The organism is Kitasatospora sp. NBC_00458 (genome assembly GCF_036013975.1).
Taxonomy (GTDB): domain Bacteria; phylum Actinomycetota; class Actinomycetes; order Streptomycetales; family Streptomycetaceae; genus Kitasatospora.
The window spans coordinates 590,655-609,346 of sequence record NZ_CP107904.1; the positions used below are offsets into that span (position 1 = coordinate 590,655).

Below are 18,692 nucleotides of genomic sequence, written 5' to 3' on the forward strand. Positions count from 1 at the left end.
GCCGAGCTCGCGTCGGAGCCGGTCACGCCGGGCCCCGCAGCGGCAGCCGGACCGCCAGCCGCCAGTGCCGCGGCCCGTCCGGACCGACCTCGATCTCACCGTGCAGCAGGCGCACGCGCTCGGCGAGTCCGGGCAGGCCGTGCCCGGACGTCCGGAAGACACCCGCGCCCGTGGGCACGTCGGCGCCCGCCCCGTTGACCACACCGAGTTCGAGGCAGTCCGGCGCCACCGCCACCCGGACGCCGATCGGACCGCCCGCCCCGTGCCGCAGCGCGTTCGTCAGCCCTTCCTGAAGGATCCGGTACGCGGCCCGGGAGAGCGTCCCCTGCACCTGCGCCGGATCGCCGGACAGCTCCACTTCGAGGACCGCGCCCGCGTGCCGCAACCGGTCGAGCAGCTCGGGCAGATCGGCCAGGGTCCGGGTCGGCGCCGTCTCCGCCTTCTCCTCGCGCAGTACGCCCAGGACGTAGTCCAGATCCTCCAGCGCGGCCCTGGACGACTCCTCGATGTTCCGCAGCGCGGCCCGCGCCGCCCCCGGGTCGGCGGAGAGCACCTCGCCCGCGACCGCCGCCTGGATCGTGGTCGCGGTCAGCGTGTGCCCGATCGAGTCGTGCAACTCGTGGGCCAGCCTGTTGCGTTCGGCCAGGCGCTGCTCCCGCTCGGCCAGCAGCGCGAGCCGCTCGGCCGACGAAGGCCCCAGGAGCCCGGGCGCCAGCCGCCGCAGCACGCCCGTCACCAGCACGCACACGACCGCCGCGAGCAGCAGGCAGCAGAACGCCGCCACCCAGCTCTGCCATCCGCCGTCGGACCGCAGCGACCGGCCGAACAGGCTCAGCGCGGCGTCGGCACCGAGCCAGTCCCCGGGGAGGGCGATCCCCATGAGGAGCAGCACGCCGCTCGTCAGCGCCCCCGCCCACCCCAGTGCCACGTGCAGCACCAGCCAGAGGGGGGTCCGCCAGCGGTCGGCGCCGGACGGCACGGCGGCGGGGGTCGGCAACGGCACCCTCAGGAGCGGGCGGGCGAACGCGATCAGCGCCCGCCGCACGGAACGGGCGAGACCGACCGAGCCGATCAGCGCCGCCCAGGCCAGGAGGACCAGGGCGGCCTGCACCCCGAAGGGAGCGGACGGCCGCGCCAGTGTCGGCAGCAGGGCGAAAGGCAGCAGCGGGAGGCTCGCCAACGCGCCGCAATAGGCGAACAGCATGCCCGAATACGTGGAGCCGCGCAGCAGCGGCCGGAGTCCTCTGATCATGGTCGGCCCAGTATGACCGGGCAGGTCACCGGCAACCTCCCCCGATCGGGGGAGCACCGTCTCCCGCCTTTCCGCGATGCGCGTGCGCGGCCCCGGGAGCCAGGATCGTGCCCTCGACAGTCGACCGGAGGACCTTCGATGAACACGCAGGGAACGGAAGTACCGCCGCTTCACACGGCACCGACCAACGGCCTGGCCGGGGCCGCCATGGCGCTCGGGGTCATCGGCTTGAGCACGTCGGTCCTCTTCATCGGCGGCCTGGTCGGCGTCGTCGGCCTGATCCTGGGCATCGCCGCCCTGACGACGGCCAAGCGGACCGGTACCGGCCGGGGCAGGGCCCTCACCGGCGTGGTGACGTCGGCCATCGCGATCGTGGTGTCCGTCCTGGCCGCCGTCCTCCTCGCCTGGTACGCCGACGCGACGCAGGAGTGCTACCAGCCCGACAGCCTCCGGCAGTACACGGAATGCGTCCACCGGGAGCTCACCGGGAACTGACCGGCGACGGGTGATTCCCCTCGACGAGGACGGGAATCACCGTGCGAACGCGTCAATTGCCTCAGGGCGGGGCGGGTGCTCGGATTGCTCGGGGGTGCGGGCTGCCGCGGTGGTGCGCCCCGGGGCCCGGCCTCACGGGCGGACGGTGAGGCCGTCGAGGGTGAGGTCGAGCAGGCGCTCCGCCCGCTGCCGGTGTTCGGCCCCCGCCGAGGTGAGGGCGATGCCTTCGAGGGCGGCGGCGACGTCGGCGGGCCCGATGTCGGTGCGGATCCCCCCGGCCGCCGCGCACGCGTCCATGAGGAGGGCGAGCGCGGCCCGGATCATCTCCCGGCTGTGGCCGTAGGGGCTCGCGCCCGTCGCGGCGATGGAGCGAAGGGCGTCGATCATGCCGTACTTGGCGGTGACGTAGTCCAGGAAGAGGCGCGTCCACGCGCGCAGGGCTTCGGCGGGCGGCTTCTGCGCGAGCAGCGCGGGCGCGGCTTCGCACAACCGGGCCACCTCGTCGCGGTAGACCGCCTCGACCAGGGCCTCCCGGGTGGGGAAGTTGCGGTACAGGGTCGCGCTGCCGACGCCCGCCTCCTTGGCGATGCGTTCCATCTGCGCGTCCAGCCCCTGTGTGGCGAACATCCGCACGGCGGCGGCGAGGATCTTCTCCCTGTTGCGTCGCGCGTCGGCCCGCAGCGGTCGGTTCGCTCCGTCGGCCATCAGTACCCGCCTGCCCTTCCCGGTGCTCTGTCCCGGTGCTCTGTCCCGATGCCCTGTCGGCTTGCCAAGCGGGGGAGTCCCCACTTAGCTTGAAAGAAGTGGGGACTCCCCCGCTTTCACTCTAGGTCAACGCACCGACCGGCGCGCACACCTGCGAAAGGAAGCTGATCATGTCGGGCATCGAGGGCAAGGTCATCGCGATCACGGGCGCCGGGAGCGGCATCGGCGAAGCGACCGCGATCCACCTCGCCGAACGGGGCGCCCGGCTCGTGCTCTGCGCCCGCCGGGAGGACCGGCTGAACGCCGTCGTGGACCGCATCACGGCCGGGGGCGGCACCGCCGTCGGCGTCGTCGTCGACGTCACGCGCCGTGAGGACCTCCGGCGACTGACGGACACGGCCGTCGACCGGTTCGGCCGGCTCGACGTGCTCGTCTCCAACGCGGGCACGATGGCCGTCTCGCCGTTCGACGACCTGCGCCAGGACGACTGGGACGCCATGGTCGCCACCCACATCACCGGTCTGCTCAACGGCATCGGGGCGGCGCTGCCGGTCTTCCGCCGGCAGCGCTCCGGCCAGTTCGTCAACGTCGGCTCCACCGCGGCCTACACCGTCAAGCCCCCGCAGGCCGTGTACGCGGCCACCAAGACGGCGGTGAAGGTGCTCACCGAGGGCCTGCGCCAGGAATCGGGACCGGACCTGCGCGTGACCCTCGTCTCGCCCGGCTTCACCGACACCGAGGGCGTGGGCAAGGGCGCCGCCCCCGAGGTCGCGGCCGCGATGGTCCGCCGGCGCGACGAGATCGCCATGCCGCCCTCCGCCGTCGCCGCCGCCATCGGCTACGCGATCGAGCAGCCCGACGGCGTCGACGTCAGCGAGATCGTCGTCCGCCCCACCGCCCAGGCCTGAGGGCGCAGGACCCGACGGCACCGGAAGCGGCCCGCAGGCCTCCACGGCCCGGACCGTCCGCGCCCGGACCGTCGACGGGCGATCGGCGGTACGGGCGCGGTCATGCGGTCGGCCACGCGGTCAGTCGCGCAGCCGGCCACGCACGTCCGGCCACACACGTCCGGTCACACACGTCCGGTCACACGCAGGCGGTCACGCGACCAGGCGCAGCCAGGCCGAGGCCAGCGCGGCGTGACCGGCCGGGGTCGGGTGGACCCCGTCGGCGGACCAGTGCCCCGCCCCGGACGGCCCGGCCGCAGCGGCGAGTTCGGCGAACATGCCGTCCGCGGCGAGCAGGTGCGCACCGTACGCGCGGGCGAGCTCGCGCACGGCCTGGATCTTAGGGTCTAGATCGGCCCGCCACTCCTTCCGGACCGCGTCGTCGACGACGGTGTCACCGGCCTCGACGGTGCCGCCGACCGGCAGCAGGAACGGTTCGACGAGGATCAGCTCCGTTCCCGCCGCGGCCAGCGGCGCGAGCAGGCGGTCGTAGCCCGCCGCGAAGTCCTCGGCGGGGATCACGTGGCCGTCCGGCGCGAGGGTGTGCCAGCCCGCGTCGTTGACGCCGACGAGGATCGACACCACGTCCGGCCGGGCGTCGAGCACATCCGTCTGCCACCGGGCCTCCAGGTCCATCACCTTGTGGCCCGCGATCCCGGTGTTCAGCCAGGTCACCGGCCGGTCGGGGTGCCGCAGGCCCCACTCGCCCGCGACCCGCAGGGGGTAGCCGAAGCCGAGGCCGTCCGCGCTGTCCAGCCGCAGCCCGTCGGTGATCGAGTCGCCGGTGAACATCACCGTGGCTCCCGGGCGGAGGGTGATCGTCATGTCTGCTCCTCGGGGTGTCCGGACGGGGAGGGGCGGCGGCCGCCGGGGAAGCGGACGGCGGCCCGGGGCCGTCGTCGCCGACCGCCCCGGGTGGGCGGCCGCGCGGGTGCCGGGTCAAGGCGGGCGCACGGGTCAAGCGGGTCAAGCGGGTCGAGCGGGTGGGCCGGGCGCTCACGCCTCATGCCTCGGAGGTCACGTCTGCCCCGGCCGCGCCCACGGATGCCACCGGTTCGGACCGCTCGGACCGCTCGGACCGGCCGGGTGATCCGGCCCCGTCGGTCCGACCGGGCGGGCCGGACCGCCCGGGACGGCCGGGCAGGAACAGGCAGAGCGGGACGGCCGCGGCGGCGAGGACCGCCGACCACCGGAACGCCGTGCCGAAGCCGTCGGCCAGGGCGCCCGGGGTCCGGGCACCGGCGGTGGCGTGCTGGAGGAGCACGGCGAGCAGGGCGATGCCCAGGGAACCGCCGACCTGCTGGGCGACCCGGGTGATGATGCTGGCATCGGGGATCTCCTCCCGTCCCAGCCCGGCGTAGGCGGCGCCGGCGGGCGCGATCATGGCGGCGCCCAGGGCGAGGCCGCGGACGAACAGCGCGGCCGTGAGCGGGACTTCGCCGGATCCGGCGGTGACGAAGGCGAACGGCACGGTGGACACGGCGACGAGCGCGAATGCCGCGAGGGCGACCCTGCGGGGTCCGACGCGGTCGACGTACCCGCCTGCCAGACCGCGCGCGAGGAGCGCGCCGAGACCCTGCGGGACGAGCAGCAGCCCGGCGCCGAGCGCGTCCTCGCCACGGACCTGCTGGAAGTACAGCGGCAGCAGCATCATCGACCCGTACAGCGAGACGCCGCCCAGGAGGAGCAGCGCGGACGAGGAGGCCACCGCGCGGTGGCGGAGGAGCCGCAGGTCGACCAGGGCTCCGGCGGGCCGGCGCAGTGCCCGGGCGGTGAAGCCGCCGACCAGGGCGAGTCCGCCGACCAGGGGGACGAGGACACCGGGGGCGGCGAACCCGGCGGCGCCCCCGACCCGGGAGAGGCCGTAGACGAGGGCCGCGAAGCCCGGGGAGAGCAGGAGCAGTCCGACGACGTCCAGGGCGGCGCGGGGGCGGTCGGGGGCGGGGCGGTCGTCGGGCAGGTTGCGCAGGGCGAGGACGCCGCCGACGGCGCAGAAGGGGATGTTGACGAGGAACAGCCAGCGCCAGTCGGCCAGGTGCAGGATGAGGCCGCCCAGGACGGGGCCGAGGATCGGCCCGAGTGCGGTGGGCACGGTGATGACGGCCATGACCTTGCCGGTGTTGCGGCCCTGCGAGGCCTGCATGAGCAGCGTGGCCATCAGCGGCATCATGATCCCGGCGGCGGCTCCCTGGACGACGCGGAAGGCGATGAGTCCGGCCGTGTCCCACGCCAGCGCGCTGAGGACCGATCCGAGCAGGAACACGCCGAGGGCCGCGATCCACAGCCGCCGGCCGCCGAACCGCGCCTGGGCCCATCCGGCGAGCGGGACGGTGACGAAGACCGCCAGCAGGTAGCCGGTGCCCACCCACTGGACGGTGGACAGCGGGGCGTCGAACTCCTTCGCCAGGCCGTCGAGCGCGACGCTGACGATGGTGGTGTCGAAGACGACGGCGAGGGCGCCCACGATGAGGGTGACCGCCACCTGCCGGACGGCGGGATCCACGCGGTCGGGGTCCGGGGCCGCGCCCACGGGACCGGCTCGGTCGGGAGTACTCACGAACAGCCACCTTAAGATACGGAGGTCTATCTTACGGCCGTCACAGTAGGGCGCTAGGATAAGAAAGACAAGCCTTTCCAATGGAGGACGCGCATGGCCGAGCGACGACGCGGGGCGGCACTGGAGAAGGCACTCCTCGACGCGGCCTGGCAGGAACTCGCGGAGAACGGCTACGCCAGGTTCACCGTGGACGCCGTCGTCAGGCGCGCGGGCACCAGCCCCCCCGTCCTCTACCGGCGCTGGTCCGGTCGCGACGACCTCGTCCGGGCCGCCATCGTCCACACCCTGCAGGAGTCCCGCCTCGATCCCCCCGACACGGGAAGCCTGCGGGAGGACGTCCTCACCCTCATGCGGGAGATCAACTCCACCCGCGTCCCGCTCATCACCGTCATGCACACGCACCTGGCCGACTACCACCGGGCGACCGGCACCAGCCCCGGCGACCTGCGCGACCCCCTGCTGACGGGACGCGCGGAAGCCCTCGACGTACTCTTCGGCCGCGCCGTCGACCGCGGCGAGATCGCACCGGACGCCCTCACCCCGCGTATCAAGTCGCTCCCCTTCGACCTGCTGCGCCACGAGATCCTCACGACGTTCACCCCCGCGCCCGACCACGTCCTGGAGGAGATCGTCGACACGGTCCTCCTCCCCCTGGTGCGCAGGCCGCGCCAGGACTGAGACACCGTCGAACGGTCGGCGCGGGGCCGGGGGTGACCCGCAGGGCGGGAGGCAGGCGGGCGGCGGGCGGCGGGCCGACCTCCCGGGGCGACCCGGCGGGGCGCTCCGGCGCGACGCCCTGGTGAGGACCGGACGCAGAATGTAGTGTCCACGACATGACGACCGCCGGGCGCCGTGCCGCCCTCGCCGTGACCCTCATCGGCGCCCTCGCCGCCGCCGTCCTCCCCGCCGCCACCGCCACCGCGCAGCAGGCCCGCCCCGCCTGCCGGACCGTCGACTCCGCGCCGACGGACCGGGAGCAGGCCCGCACCTCGGACCCGCGGACCGCCGCCCTCACCGAACGCGGCGGCTTCGGCGACTTCGTCCGCCGGTTCCCCGCAGCGCTCTGCACCACCCGCACCGCTGCACAGGCCGAACGGCTGGTCGACGCCTGGGGCGAGGCACTCTGGCGGGCCGGCGTCGACCGCGCCCAGGGCCACCGCCCCGGCGGCGACCTGCCGGCCGCCGACGACCGGCCGCTGTACTGGACCAGGGTCGCCATGACCGTGCAACTCGGCCGCTGGCAGCCGGACTTCACCGTCGACCCGGCCGCCCTGCGGCAGCGCTTCGAGGACGCCTCGCGCGGACTCGCCGACAGCGGGTTCGGCGGCCGCCCGGGCGTGCGCCGGATCTTCGTGAGCGGGTTCGACCCGTTCGGCCTGGACGCCGAGCTGCGCCGCGCCAATCCCTCCGGCTCGGCGGCCCTGCAGCTGGACGGGCGGCGGATCACCCTGGCCGACGGCACCCCCGCCGAGATCCAGGCGGTGCTGTTCCCGGTCCGCTACGGCGACTTCGACCGCGGCATCGTCGAGCGCGCCTTCGCCCCGCGGCTCGCCCCCGGCCACCGCTCCGCGGACCTCGTCACCACGATCAGCCAGGGGTACCCAGGCCTGTTCACGCTGGAGGCCTGGGCCGGACGCTCCCGCTCCGCCGACCCCTACCCCGACAACACGGGCACGCTCTCCGGCGGCACCCGCGAGCACCCCGTCACCGCCCCCGGCCTCGGCCCCGGCGCGGAGTTCATCGCCACCAGCCTGCCCACCGGGCCGATGACCGCCGTCCAGCAGCCGTACCCGCTCAAGGTCAACACCACCGTCACCGAGATCCCGGCCGGGGCCGACCGTCCGGTCGACCGGGCGGACGGCCCGACCCCCGGCTCCCGCGCGGTCGCGGGCGGCGGCGGGGGCTACCTCTCCAACGAGGTCGCCTACCGCACCAACCGGCTGCGGCTGGAACTCGCCCCGCAGCTGCCCGGCGGCCACCTCCACACGCCCGTGCTCACCGGCCTCCCGGAGCAGACCGGGCAGCTCACCGGGCCGGTGTTCGAGCAGAACGAGGCCGCGATCACCGGCGAGGTCCTCGACGTCCTGCGGCACACCGCCGGCTGAGCGTCGTCCGGAACCCCCACGGCCACCGCGCCGGGGCCGGGACCGGACCCCGTGTCCCCCGTACCGGCCGTACCGGCCGCCGGGTGGCCACCGCCCGCCGTCGGCGAGGCCTGGCCACACCCGGCGGCCGGGCTCACTGACCCACGCGGCCGTCGACGCACTCGCGCAGGAGGTCGGCGTGCCCGCAGTGGCGGGCGTACTCGTCGATCCGGTGCACCATCAGCTCCCGCACCGGGATCCCGCCCTCCTTCAGACGCAGGCCCAGGTCCGGGTACGCCGCCAGCGCGGCGTCGGTCCCGGCCTGCTCGCGCTCCAGGTCCGCGTACGCGGCGTCGACCACGGCCCGGTCGGCGACGGCTCCGTCGAAGTCCGCGTCACGCCTGCCGTAGAGCTTCGGGAGCGGCTCGTCGTCGGTCATCCAGTTGCGCCAGTCCCGTTCCACCTCGGCGAGGTGCCGGATCAGGCCGAGCAGCGACATCGTCGACGGCGGGACCGACCGACGGGCCAGCTGCTCCGGGTCCAGGCCCTCGCACTTCATCCGCAGGGTCATGCGGTAGCCCGTCAGGAAGTCCAGCAGCGTCGCGAGCTCGCCCTCGGGACTGGCTCCGCCGAGGTCGCGGGGGTCGTCGTCGGGGTCGGCCCACATGTCGGGGTGGACGGTCGCCTGGGTCCATCGTGCGGGCTCGCCGCTCACGGATGCGTCACTCATGCGTCCGATGATCATGTACAGGCCCCCGGGCCCGCCAGCGGGTTTCTCCGCGGTGATCACGTGCGGGCCGCCGTCGGCGCGGGCACCCGGGCTCGTCGGCTCGTCGCCCCATCAGCCCATCGGCTCATCGGCTCATCGGCTCCTCAGCCCATCGGCTCATCGGCTCATCGCGCTCATCGGCTCGTCAGCCCATCAGCTCCGGTGCGAAGTAGTCGCGCAGCCGCGCGATCCTCCCGTCCCGGATGCGGAAGATCTGCACCAGCGACACGGTCACGTCGTCCCCGTCCCCCTCCCCGTCGAAGACGGTGTCGATCTCGGCGATGAACACGTCCGGGTCGGCGGTCGTGTGCAGGACGTACCCGGACTTCGCCAGGTTCGGCGGACGGACGGCGGCCTCCGCCTGTCGCTCGTAGTACGCCGCCAGCGTGCTGCGGATCTCCTCGCGTCCCACCAGCCGCCCGGGGAAGGCGGCACCGGCGGGCATGAGCGGGGCCTCCAGGACGCCGTCCTCGGTGAAGTTCTCGGCGAGGGCGTCGGCGTTCCGGGTCAGGGACCCCGCGTGGACGTAACTCTCGAAGATCTGCTGGGGCGTTCGGGACACGGCTGCCTCCCTGGACTCGGGCACGGAGGACCACACAATCACAGTGCCGCGCCCGGGCGGACCACTTCCGGTCCGACGCCCGAGCCGGGGCCCGGGCCGCGTCCGACACCGCTCGCGGCGCGGGCTCCGTGGAGGCGCTCCGGAGCCGGCCGGTGCAGGATGGCCCTGTCACGGCCGCACTCGGAGCGGCCGCCGTCGCCCGGGAGAGCGCCATGCCCGTCCGCCGCTCACGGGCCGTCGCCCGCACCGTCGCCCGCGCCGCGACCACGGCCGCACTGACCGCCGCCGCGACCGCCGTGAGCGTCACGTCGGCCCTCGCACACGTCGAGGTCGAGGCGGACGACGCCCGGGCCCTGGCCACGAACGTCACGGTCACCTTCACCGGCGAGGCCGAGTCGGCCACCGCGGGCCTCGCAAAGGTGCAGGTCGTCCTCCCGGAGGGCATCGGGCCCGGCGACGTGGTGCTCGCCGGCGCCCCCGCCGGCTGGACCCTCGCCACCACCGCCGACGGCTACACGGTGGGCGGCCCCGCGCTCCCGGTGGGTCAGGACGCCGTGCACAAGGTCACCATCAGGCAGTTGCCCGATACGGACGCCCTGGTCTTCAGGATCCTGGAGACCTACGGGGACGGGCATGTCGACCGCTGGATCGAGCTCCCGCGGAGCGGCGCCGAGCCCGCCCACCCTGCGCCCGTCCTACGGCTCGCTGCGGCGTCGCCCGGAGCCACGCCGCTCTCCCCCTCCGGCGCCCCGACGAGCGGCGGCCCGGCCGATTCGACCCCCACCGCGACACCGACGGCCACGGCCACCGTCTCCGCCACGGCCACGGCCACGGCCACGGCCACCGCGACAGCCTCCGCGAGCACCGGCGGCGCACCGGCCGCCTCCACCGACGACGGGAGCGGTTCCTCGTCCGCCGTCCCCATCGCCATCGGCGCCGTCATCGGCGCCGGTGTGCTCGCCGCCGCCGTCGTCGGGTGGCGGCGGGCACACCGCCCCGGCCGCTGACCCACTGCCCGCCGCGCCCAACGGCCGTGGCCCGACGGCCCGCCCGGTCGGGGGCGGAGGCGAACGGTGACCGGACCCGCCGCACCGGGAGGCCTCCGTGGACGGCCTCCCCGCGCGTCCACCGGCGGCCCGTCCTACCGTGGAGAGGAACCCGTACGACGCCCACACCGGGTGCGGCGACCGAGCGGAGCAGCCGGGCGCCGGGGCCCGGCCGGGATCGGGCCGTCGACCGGCCGCGCCTGCCAAGGCCGCCGGGACCGCCGCCTCCCGTCCGAACGTCCCGCCGCAGGCGGCCGTCCGGCCGTCCGCCCGGCGGCTCCGCCGGGGCCGGGGTACGGCCGTGGAACGGGGGTTCCCGTGCAAGAGCCCGTGATCGCCACCGCGCTCCTGATCGCCCTGACCGGCTGGTGCGCGGCCCACTGCGCCCTCGTCGTCGGGCGCCGCTGCCCCGACCGCCGGCTGGAACCGACCGAGATCGTGATGGCGCTCGCCATGGTCGCGATGATGGCGCCGGCCTTCGACCCGCTGCCGCGCGTCTCGTGGGCGTGCCTGCTCGCCGCGGCCGCGGCCTGGCCGGCCCTCCTCCTGGCACGACGGGTGGCCCACCGCCCCCGCGCGGCGCTCAACGGCGGCTGGTTCCACTACCCCCACCACATCCTCGGTGCGGCCGCGATGGCCGTCCTGATGGCGGCCACCGCACCGGCGCACCACCACTCCGCCGGCGGCTCCGCCCACAGCGGTGCCCATGCCGCGGTGCCGGAATGGGCCCTGCTCGCCCTGGCCGCGTACTTCCTGGGCCACGCCGTCTGCGGCACCGGTGCGCTGCTGCCGCGCGCGGCCTCCGGCTTCGGGCCCGCAGGGGCGGGGCCCCACGGCGCCCGGTCGGCCCGCGCCCGCGGACCGGCCGCACTCCGCGCGCCCGCGCCTGACCGGACCGGACCGTCCTCGCCCGGCCTGGTCGCCTCGCGGCGCACGGTGATGTCGATCGGCATGGTCTACATGCTGCTCGGCATGAGCTGACGGCGGGCCGTCCGTCGTCCGGGCCATGCGCCTGCGGGCCACCCGCCTTCGGGTCACGCGCCGTGGGGTTCCGCCCTCCTGCGGCCGCCCCGCACCGACACCCCTACACGTCCGGATGGTGCGCGCCGTTCACTCCCCCGAATGTTTGTAGACGAAACACCGTTGGGCTGGGCGTCGCCGCCGGTAGGAATCCGGGGCGCCCGACGAGGGCGTCCCGCCCGAACCGAGGAGAGACATGGCGAACGGTACGTTCGTGCGAAAAGACGCGAGCAGGATGACCGGTTGGGATCCGGTGCTGTACTGGTACGCCCGGGCCGTGGGGCGGATGCAGCAGCGGCCCGCCACCGACCCCACCAGCTGGGTGTTCCAGGGGTGCATCCACGGCATCCCGCCCACCGTCACGGCCACGCACGAGGCCTTCAGCCAGTGTCCGCACGGCGGCTGGTTCTTCCTGCCGTGGCACCGGGGCTACCTCTGGTACTTCGAGCGGATCGTGCGGGCCGCCATCAGCGAGATCGCCGCCGAGGAGGGGATCACCCCCGACCCCTCGCTCACCTGGGCCCTGCCGTACTGGAACTACGCGCTGGACGCGCCCACCGGCACCCCGCCCACGACCTTCACCTCGCGCGCCCTGCCCGCCGCCTTCCGGAGCCCGAAGATGCCGGACCTCCCGGGCGGCAGCACCCTCACGGTCGACAACCCGCTCTTCCTGCGGGACGACCTGGAACCGGCGAACGAGACGGAGTTCTGGCAGACGCCGCACCGCTTCAAGGGGAAGAACCAGGCACAGGAGGTCCTCCCCTACGTCGACCTCAACCCCTTCACCGCGATGAGCCAGACGGTCTTCGCCGCCACGAAGAGCAGGTCGACGGTCCAGCCGACCTTCGGCAGCGAGATCACCTACACCTCCATGCCCCACTTCCAGCGCGCCTTCGGCGACCTGGAGAACGTCCCGCACAACCAGATCCACGGCGGCGTGGGCGGCTGGATGGGCCAGGTCGAGGGATCGGCCCGCGATCCGATCTTCTGGCTGCACCACTCCAACATCGACCGGCTCTGGTCCGCCTGGCTGGCCAAGGGCAACCACAACCCGAACCACACGTCCTGGCTGGACCACACGTTCGTCTTCTTCGACGAGGACGGGCAGGAGCACCAGCCCTCCAGCCAGGTGGTCCTGGACAACGCGCTCGACTACAGGTACCAGTCGCTGACCGACGGGGCGGGCACCCGCCCGTTGATCGTGCCGCCGGCCGAGGCCCCGCTGGCGGGCGAACTGGTCCTGGCTGCGTCCGCCGCCAACCCCCGGCAACCGCTCGACGTCCGGGCGGCGACCACGGTGTCCCTGGAGCCGAGCGGCGTCCGGGGAGCACTGAGCTCGCTCGCCGCCAGGGAGGAGCCGCAGACCAACCTCATCCTCACCGTGCACGACGTGCACACCGACATGCCGCCCGGGACTCCGTTCCACGTCTTCCTCAACGGCCCCAGCGGCGACCTCGACCCGGAAGGCCCCTACTTCGTGGGCTGGATCTCCTTCTTCGGGATGTCCGGTGCCGAAGGCCACGACGCCAGGTACGACGTCACCGAGCAGGTCCAGCGGCTGACGGAACAGGGGCTGCTGCCGGACGGCCCGCTCACCGTCTCGATCGTGCCGTCCATCCCGCAGCCGGCGACGGCCGGCTCGCAGCCCAGTTTCGAGAGCGTCAGCCTCACCAGCATCTGAGGCGCGCCCGGCGCGTCACGGCCCGCCCGGCCGGTCCGGACCGTGCGGAGGCCGGTCCGGGCCGTGCGGCCGGTACGCGAGGCCGGATCCTCCGTCGGCGGAGGCGGCTCCCGGGCCGGACGGCGGCCGACACCCGGCGGACGCGCGTCCGCCCCGCCCACCGGGTGCGGTGGGCGGGGCGGACGGGCACGGCAGGGCACGGCCGGTCAGGGCGCAGATCGGCTCGGGTCAGCACAGGTCAGCGCAGGCCCGGTCGCCGGACTGCCGGGCGGCCGGTTGACCGGGCGACCGGGCGACCGGCCTCGCGGGGTCAGGCGCCGGCGGAGGCCAGGCCCTTGATGTCGTCGTAGCCGAGGCCCAGCTTGTTGTACAGGCGCACCTGGTCCTCGCTCAGCACACCGCCCTTGGTCAGCTCCTTCACCTGGGCGTCGGTGAGCGGCTCGGCGTCGGCGTCCAGGTCGGACGAGTCCGCCGCACCACCGAGGCCGCCGCCACCGAGGCCGCCGCCGACGAGGCCGCCGAAGATGCCCTCGATGTCGGCCGAGGTGATCTCGGCGGCATCGGCGGGCGCCTGGACCGCCGGGGCGTCCTTGCCGAACGCGATCTTCACCGGCAGGGTGGCACCCTCGACCGGCTTCTCCTCCAACTGGGCGAGGTCGAAGCCCACGGCGGAGAGAGCGCCGCCCTCAAGGTAGATGTCCACCGACACCTTGCGGTCCGGCACGTCGGCCGGGAGGGACTTGGGCAGCTTGCCGGCGTTCGGGATCTCCTTGGCCAGCGGCTCGACGGCCTTCAGCAGGTCGTCCGCCAGCTTGCGGCCGGGAGCGCTGAGGGTGATCAGCTCCTTGCCGTCCTTCTTGCCCTTGTCCTCGAAGGAGACGTCGTTGGTGAAGATGTTCTTCAGCGACGAGGCGAGGTTCTCGGACACCTTCGGGTCCAGCGAGGGCACGGCGGAGGGCGAGGCGCCGGCCTTGCCGTCCGCCGACTTTCCGGAGCTCTTCAGCAGCTCCGGGTCGAACGAGACCCACTTGCCGGTCAACCCGCCCTGCACGGCCGGGGGCAGGCCCTCCGTCATCTCCTTGACCTGGGACGGGTCCTCGCCGACCAGCGTGGCGAACCCGGCCAGGTCGGCCTGCGCGTAGGTCTTGCCGCCGACCTGGCGGAGCTCCACGAGCGACTTGCCGCCCTTGCCGGTCAACGCGTACGAGAAGGAGAGCGACTTGTCCGTCAGCGCGTCGGCGGCCTTGCCGTCCGCGCCCTTGCTCGGCGAGATGTCCTTGAGCGGCTTGTCCGCGCTGTAGGAGACCGCCAGGCTCACGGCGGAGAGCGCGGCCGCGGACTCCGCGTCGATCTTCTCGCCGGTGGCGGTGCCGAAGGCCTCGATCTGCGCGGGGGTGGCGTCGACCGAGAGCTTCGCGCTGAACGACTTGCTCGCGCCGATCTTCCCGAAGGCGTCGGAGACCTTCTCGGCGGCAGTGAGCTGCTGGACGGTACCGCACGCGGCGAGCCCGGCGGCGAGAACTGTGCTGCAGGCGGCGGCGGCCAGGGTGGTGCGGACAGTCCTGCGTATCACGGCGTTGATGTGGATCCTCCTGTGGTGCGGCATCGGAATCGTGGAAGCAACCGGTCCGCTGCCTGTGTTCGACAGGACACAGGCAAGCACAGGACCCCTCGCGCGGGCACCTGATTTCCCGGCGGCCTCCCCGGAGCGAGCACAAACTATCGCACCCCTGCGACAGTCCCGGCGCCGTCCGGCCCGGGAACCGGGGGAAGGGCGGCGGGACGGCCGACCTGGAGGACGGCGGGAGGGCGGTGGGAGGGCGGTGGGAGGGCGGTGGAGCCGACGACCGGACGGGCCGCTTCCAGGAGCGGCGGCCCGATCCGGGTGGTCGGTGCCAGGGTGGTCCGCGTCCGGTGGTCAGCGGTAGTACGGCTCGACGACGCTCCGCACCTCGTCGAGCAGTGCGGGCCCCTCCTGCGGGACGGGGAGCCGGCCGCTCCCCGGCCTGATCTCCAGCAGCTGCTCGCCGGACAGGGCGAACACCACCCGCCGCAGGCCCGCCTGGCGGATGACGGCCTCGCACATCCCGCACGGCTCGCAGCTGGTGTACAGGGTGGTCCGCGCCGCCACGGCCGGGTCCAGCTCGCGCGCGGCCCACCGGGCCAGCTTCAGCTCCGGGTGTGCGGTGATGTCCCGGTCGGTGAGGGTCGTGTTGCGTTCCTCGGCGAGGACCGTGCCGTCCGGTAGCGCGAGCAGCGAGCCGAACGGCGGGTTCCCGCCGTCGCGCGCCTCGGCCGCGAGCGCGATGGCGCGTCGGAGGAGGGTGAGGGTGAGGGGGGTGGGGTCGACGGGTGCGGTCATGACGGGTCCGTTCGGTCGCCGTGGTTGGTCGGGTGGTCGTGGTCGCCACGGCGGCGGTGGTCGCCGTCGCCGTGGCCGTCGTGACTGCTCCGGTCCCGGCGGGGGCGGACGTGCGCGGCCACCGCGGCCAGCGCCTGCCAGCCCGTCTCCGGGTGACGGGTCGTCCGGGGGTCGTGGTCGTAGGGGTCGAGGACGACGGTCCCGGCGCCCAGCAGCCGCAGTTCGTCGAGATCCGCCGTGATCTGCTCGATCGTGCCCTCGCCCGCGAGCCGGTCCGGCCCGCCGACGGGTGCCGCGGTCAGCCGGAGGGCGATCCGGGGCGCGAAGGCGGGCACCGGGACCCGCTGCTCGTCGGCGGCGGCCTTCAGCCTGACCGCCGCTTCGCGCAGCCACGGCATGGTGGGGCGCAGCGGATGCCAGGCGTCCCCGAACCGCACGGCGCGCCGCACCCCGGCGTCGCTGTTGCCGCCGACCCAGACCGGGATCCTCCGGCCGCCGGGGCCCTCGGTGCCGGCCGCCCAGGCCTCGCGGACGGCCCGGAGGTGGTCGTCGGTCAGCCGTCCGCGGCGTTCGAACGGGATCCCGAGGGCGGCGAACTCCTGCCGCGCCCAGCCCACCCCCACCCCGAGGACCAGCCGGCCCCCGCTCAGCTGGTCCAGGTTGGCCGCCATCCGGGCGGTGAGCAACGGGTGCCGGTAGGGGGCGATGAGGACGGTGGTGCCGAGCCTGACCCGGGTGGTGACTCCGGCCAGCCAGGACAGGGTGGTGAAGGGCTCGTAGAAGGGTTCCGGGTACCGCACGGCGACGTCGGGCGTGATGGCGATGTGGTCCGAGACCATGAGCAGGTCGAAGCCCAGCCCCTCCACTGTCTGGGCCCAGCTCCGCAGGGCTCCCGGGTCGGTGCCGGGGCCGAAGTTGACGATGTTGACTCCGATCTTCACGACTCGAAGCCTAGCCAGGCGGGACCCTCCGTCAGAAGGGATTCCTGCCTGTTCAGGGGCGGTCCGGCCGTGGATTCAACGGCAGTCCGGGCAGCTGACCGGGAGTCCTGCCGCCGGGGCCCGCACGGTGCCGCGGGAGCCCCGGCGGCCCGCCCGGCAGCCGGGCTGATCACGGTCGCGACGGCGGTCGGCGGCTGCAGCGCGGCGGCGACGGTGAGCAGGCGGTCGGCCGCCCGGGGCCGGTCGCCGGTGGCGGCGGGCCCCGGGGCGGGGCGGTCAGCCCTGCGGGCCCACGGCGAGGGCCATCTCCAGCTCGCGGGCCGCCGGGTCGAGCGCGTACGGCTTGGTGCCGCCGGTGAACTCGAAGCCGCGGCGGCGGTAGAAGGCCGCCGCGCGGTCGTTCTCCTCGTGCACGCTGAGCAGGAGCCGCTCCGCCCCGGCCTCCGCGCGGACCCAGCCGACGACGGCGTCCAGCAGGGCGTCCGTCACACCGCGCTCGCGGCCCCGGTGGTCCGGGTGCACCCAGACGCCGACCAGCTGGGCGGAGCCGGGCTCGGGGGTGAAGCCGATCATCGTGCCGACCCACTCCCCCGACTCGGCGACGGCCGCCAGCCCGACGCTCCCCGGCTCGTTCACCCGCCGCACCCGGGCGTGCCACTCCTCCTCGCCGTGGGCGAGCGCCGTCTCGTAGGTCTCCAGGAAGGCCATCGGGGTGTCGAGCAGTTGCGTCAGGCGCACCTCCCGCAGCCGCTCCCAGTCCGCGAGACCGATCCGTTCGATCCGGTAGGCCATGCCGTCGCCCCTCTCCCGTCGATGATCACCCGTGCGCCCCGGCAGCATAGGACGCCCGCCGAGCCCGACGGCGGGCAGGCCGTGCACGAGGCCCGTCCGGGCCGCCCGCAGGTCGTGCGCGCGCCCTGCACGACCTGTGCGGGAGGCGGCTCCGCTCCGGGTCGGCGCTGGTCAGAGGCGGTCCGTCCGGTGACGGCGGTTAGGGTTCGGTACGGGCCCGGCGTCCTGCCGCCGCCCGCCGCGACCGCCGAAGGAGCCCCGCCATGCCGACCGCACCCGCCGCCTCCGCCGCCTCCGGACCGCCGGTCACCCGGTTCGGCCTGGGCACGGCCGCGGTCGGACGGCCCGGCTACATCACGCTCGGCCGCGACCTCGACCTGCCCGCCGAGCGCACCGTCGAGGCCCTGCGGGCCCGGACCCACGCCCTCCTCGACGCCGCCTACGCGGCGGGCGTCCGGTACTTCGACACCGCCCGCTCCTACGGCCGCGCGGAGGAGTTCCTCGGCGAGTGGCTGGCCGCCCGCCCCCGGGAGGCCCGCGAGGTGACGGTCGGCAGCAAGTGGGGCTACACCTACACCGCCGGCTGGCGGACCTCCGGGGTGCCCGCGCACGAGGTCAAGGAGCACTCGACGGCGGTGTTCGACCGTCAGGTCGAGGAGACCCGGGCCATGCTGGGAACGCGCCCGGACGTCTACCTGGTGCACTCCGTCACCCCCGGGAGCCCGGCCCTCACCGACCCCGCGCTGCACGCGCGGCTGGCGGGACCGGCCGCCGCCGGCGTCCGGGTGGGCCTGTCCACCAGCGGCCCGGCGCAGGCCGCGACCATCCGGGCGGCGCTGGAGGTCCGGGTGGACGGACGGCCGCTGTTCACCGCCGTCCAGTCCACCTGGAACGTCCTGGAGCCGTCCGCCGGACCGGCGCTCGCCGAGGCCCACGCGGCGGGCCTGCTGGTGGTGGTCAAGGAGGGCATGGCCAACGGCCGCCTCGCCGACCGCAACGCCACCGGTCCCGACACCGCCGCACTGCGCGCCCTCGCCGCCGACACCGGCGCGTCCTCGCCGCCGACACCGGCGCGTCCTGCGACGCGCTCGCGCTGGCCGCGGCCGCCGCCCAGCCCTGGGCGGACACCGTGCTCTCCGGCGCGGCCACCTCCGAACAGCTGGCGTCGAACCTCACCGCCGTCGGCCTCGGCCTCACGGAGGCGCAGCTCGCCGGACTGGCCCCGCTCGCCGAGCCGGCCGAGGAGTACTGGCGCACCCGCGCGGCGCTGCCCTGGGCGTGAGGCCTGCGCGCGGCTCGGCGGGGACGGCGGCGGCTTGTGGCAGCGGCTCGGCGGCAGCGGCTCGGCGGCAGGGGCGTCCGGTCCGAATATCGGACCGGACGCCGGCCCGGCCTCTGATACGGTCGACGGGCCGGCCGCGGGACTCCGGTGCGACTTCCGGAACGCGCCTCTACAGCATTGATTCGCAGTTCGTGCCC

At 74.7% G+C, this 18,692-nt stretch carries 17 protein-coding genes and 1 pseudogene; 8 read left to right on the forward strand and 10 right to left on the reverse strand.

Annotation, left to right across the window (positions count from 1 at the left end):
* Positions 1–22: 22 nt before the first annotated feature.
* Positions 23–1,252, reverse strand: a complete 1,230-nt coding sequence (locus OG550_RS02435) for a sensor histidine kinase (protein ID WP_327673970.1) — start codon at positions 1,250–1,252, stop codon at positions 23–25.
* Between the two features lie 138 nt (positions 1,253–1,390).
* Between OG550_RS02435 and OG550_RS02440 the strand changes: the two genes are divergently transcribed.
* Positions 1,391–1,747, forward strand: coding sequence for a DUF4190 domain-containing protein (locus OG550_RS02440; protein ID WP_327673972.1), 357 nt, complete (start codon positions 1,391–1,393; stop codon positions 1,745–1,747).
* A gap of 132 nt (positions 1,748–1,879) precedes the next feature.
* Here OG550_RS02440 and OG550_RS02445 read toward each other — a convergent pair whose 3' ends face one another.
* The gene (locus tag OG550_RS02445) at positions 1,880–2,452 is read right to left on the reverse strand and encodes a TetR/AcrR family transcriptional regulator (protein WP_327673974.1); all 573 of its coding nucleotides are present in this window, start codon (positions 2,450–2,452) and stop codon (positions 1,880–1,882) included.
* Positions 2,453–2,622: 170 nt separating this feature from the next.
* On the opposite strand from OG550_RS02445, the gene OG550_RS02450 reads away from it, so the two are divergent.
* The gene (locus tag OG550_RS02450) at positions 2,623–3,360 is read left to right on the forward strand and encodes an SDR family oxidoreductase (RefSeq protein WP_327673976.1); all 738 of its coding nucleotides are present in this window, start codon (positions 2,623–2,625) and stop codon (positions 3,358–3,360) included.
* Between the two features lie 192 nt (positions 3,361–3,552).
* Here the strand turns inward: OG550_RS02450 and OG550_RS02455 are convergent, their stop codons facing one another.
* Together OG550_RS02455 and OG550_RS02460 are read right to left on the reverse strand one after the other, a co-directional pair.
* A complete protein-coding gene (locus OG550_RS02455) occupies positions 3,553–4,224 on the reverse strand; it encodes an SGNH/GDSL hydrolase family protein (protein WP_327673978.1) in 672 nt (223 codons plus the stop codon).
* Positions 4,225–4,402: 178 nt separating this feature from the next.
* Entirely contained in the window at positions 4,403–5,956 is a 1,554-nt protein-coding gene (locus OG550_RS02460) for an MDR family MFS transporter (RefSeq protein WP_327673980.1), read from the reverse strand.
* Positions 5,957–6,049: 93 nt separating this feature from the next.
* On the opposite strand from OG550_RS02460, the gene OG550_RS02465 reads away from it, so the two are divergent.
* Positions 6,050–6,634, forward strand: a complete 585-nt coding sequence (locus tag OG550_RS02465; protein ID WP_327673981.1) for a TetR/AcrR family transcriptional regulator — start codon at positions 6,050–6,052, stop codon at positions 6,632–6,634.
* Positions 6,635–6,789: 155 nt separating this feature from the next.
* On the forward strand, positions 6,790–8,061 hold the full coding sequence (locus OG550_RS02470) for a pyroglutamyl peptidase (RefSeq protein ID WP_327673983.1): 1,272 nt from the start codon (positions 6,790–6,792) through the stop codon (positions 8,059–8,061).
* Between the two features lie 133 nt (positions 8,062–8,194).
* Here OG550_RS02470 and OG550_RS02475 read toward each other — a convergent pair whose 3' ends face one another.
* Both OG550_RS02475 and OG550_RS02480 read right to left on the reverse strand, forming a co-directional pair.
* Positions 8,195–8,770, reverse strand: coding sequence for a DinB family protein (locus OG550_RS02475; protein WP_327673985.1), 576 nt, complete (start codon positions 8,768–8,770; stop codon positions 8,195–8,197).
* A gap of 184 nt (positions 8,771–8,954) precedes the next feature.
* Entirely contained in the window at positions 8,955–9,371 is a 417-nt protein-coding gene (locus OG550_RS02480) for a nuclear transport factor 2 family protein (protein ID WP_327673987.1), read from the reverse strand.
* Between the two features lie 152 nt (positions 9,372–9,523).
* Here OG550_RS02480 and OG550_RS02485 point away from each other — a divergent pair, with 152 nt between their 5' ends.
* From OG550_RS02485 to OG550_RS02495, 3 genes are all read left to right on the forward strand, one after another.
* Positions 9,524–10,378, forward strand: coding sequence for a DUF1775 domain-containing protein (locus OG550_RS02485; protein ID WP_327673989.1), 855 nt, complete (start codon positions 9,524–9,526; stop codon positions 10,376–10,378).
* Positions 10,379–10,735: 357 nt separating this feature from the next.
* Positions 10,736–11,398 carry a DUF5134 domain-containing protein gene (locus tag OG550_RS02490; RefSeq protein WP_327673991.1) on the forward strand — a complete coding sequence of 221 codons (663 nt, stop codon included), beginning with the start codon at positions 10,736–10,738 and terminating at the stop codon, positions 11,396–11,398.
* Positions 11,399–11,633: 235 nt separating this feature from the next.
* The gene (locus tag OG550_RS02495) at positions 11,634–13,118 is read left to right on the forward strand and encodes a tyrosinase family protein (RefSeq protein ID WP_327673993.1); all 1,485 of its coding nucleotides are present in this window, start codon (positions 11,634–11,636) and stop codon (positions 13,116–13,118) included.
* Between the two features lie 310 nt (positions 13,119–13,428).
* On the opposite strand, the gene OG550_RS02500 is transcribed toward OG550_RS02495, so the two are convergent.
* From OG550_RS02500 to OG550_RS02515, 4 genes are all read right to left on the reverse strand, one after another.
* On the reverse strand, positions 13,429–14,691 hold the full coding sequence (locus OG550_RS02500; protein ID WP_327673995.1) for a hypothetical protein: 1,263 nt from the start codon (positions 14,689–14,691) through the stop codon (positions 13,429–13,431).
* Between the two features lie 345 nt (positions 14,692–15,036).
* Positions 15,037–15,480, reverse strand: a complete 444-nt coding sequence (locus OG550_RS02505) for a nucleoside deaminase (protein WP_327673997.1) — start codon at positions 15,478–15,480, stop codon at positions 15,037–15,039.
* A complete protein-coding gene (locus tag OG550_RS02510) occupies positions 15,477–16,421 on the reverse strand; it encodes an LLM class flavin-dependent oxidoreductase (RefSeq protein WP_327673999.1) in 945 nt (314 codons plus the stop codon). The genes OG550_RS02505 and OG550_RS02510 overlap by 4 nt, the downstream gene beginning before the upstream one ends.
* A 276-nt stretch (positions 16,422–16,697) precedes the next feature.
* The gene (locus tag OG550_RS02515; RefSeq protein ID WP_327674001.1) at positions 16,698–17,213 is read right to left on the reverse strand and encodes a GNAT family N-acetyltransferase; all 516 of its coding nucleotides are present in this window, start codon (positions 17,211–17,213) and stop codon (positions 16,698–16,700) included.
* A 263-nt stretch (positions 17,214–17,476) separates the two neighbouring features.
* Between OG550_RS02515 and OG550_RS02520 the strand changes: the two are divergent.
* Positions 17,477–18,495: pseudogene (locus OG550_RS02520) on the forward strand (aldo/keto reductase).
* Positions 18,496–18,692: the final 197 nt, after the last annotated feature.